The organism is Delftia sp. ZNC0008 (genome assembly GCF_000799035.1).
Classification (GTDB): Bacteria; Pseudomonadota; Gammaproteobacteria; order Burkholderiales; family Burkholderiaceae_C; genus Comamonas; species Comamonas tsuruhatensis.
The window spans coordinates 1-1,131 of the sequence record NZ_JTKZ01000649.1 but is presented as its reverse complement, the minus strand read 5'-3'; the positions used below and the strand labels follow the sequence as shown (position 1 = coordinate 1,131).

1 protein-coding gene is annotated in these 1,131 nt (G+C 68.9%); it reads right to left on the bottom strand.

Features of this window, described 5'->3' with window-relative positions; translation table 11 throughout:
* Positions 1-1,131, bottom strand: a 1,131-nt coding sequence (locus tag L995_RS21120) for a PepSY-associated TM helix domain-containing protein (RefSeq protein WP_047473492.1), incomplete at both ends; no start/stop codon positions are given.

Here is a 1,131-nt window from a genome sequence, read left to right as displayed (position 1 = left end):
CCGCGTCGCCCTCCAGCATGTGGGCCGACAGCGGCTCGCCCACGGTGATCCAGTTGAGCAGCGGCAGCAGCAGGCACAGCATGGCCAGCAGGCCCATCTGCTGGCGCCAGGCCGTGGCTGGCGCGCAGGCCAGTGCATGCACCAGCGCCAGGCCCCACAGCCCGAAGAACACGGCCAGCTCCCAGTCATCACGGTGCGCCAGGCCCACGGGCACCAGGCGGTTGGCCCACAGGTAGGCGATGCAGCCCAGGCCCAGGCCTGCAATGGCCGCCACGTTCAGTCCCTCGATCAGCCGGTACACGCGTGCCGTGGCGCTGCCGAACTCGCCCTGGTGGCGGCTGCGGCGCTTGACCATGAAGAGAATGGCGCCCGTGGCCATCATGGCGGCGCCCGCCAGGCCGCACAGGAAGTACAGCCACTTCATGGCCAACCCGCCGAACTTGGCCATGTGCAGCCCGCCCATGACCGCCTGGGCCAGCGAGGGGGTGCCGCCGTCGGCACCGCCGGGCAGGCGTACCTGCAGCACCTCGCCCGTGGCGGCCGAGAACATGGCCATGCCCGAATTGGGGCTCAGGCGCTGATGTGCACGGTCATCGCTGTTCCAGCCGTAGACGCCGATGCGTGCCGAGGCATCGCCGGGATGGTCGATGACCACCGCGCGCACCGCCTGGCCCATCAGCTCCTGGCCACGCCGTGCAAACGGCTCCAGATCGGGCACCGCCAGGGGCTTGCCGGACAGCGCGGGCGGCCCGGCCTCGTTCATGTCGGCGATGAAGGCCGTGCGGGCGGCCTGGTCCGTGCCATAGACCGTCCAGACGCCAACGGGCATGAAGCTCAGGCTGGAGATGGCGATGCCGGTATAGGCAATCATGAACTGGAAGGGCAGCGTCAGCACCGCCACGGCGTTGTGCGCGTCCAGCCAGCTGCGCTGGCCCTTGTGTGCGCGAAAGGTGAAGAAGTCCTTGAAGATGCGCTTGTGCGTGATCACGCCGCTGACCAGGGCCACCAGCATGGCCATGGCGGCAATGCCGATCACCCACAGCCCCACCTGCCCTGCATGCAGTTCATAGTGGAAATCCACGAAATGGTTGCCGCCCATGGTGGCGCGCGCGGCACCGTGGCCATGGCCGT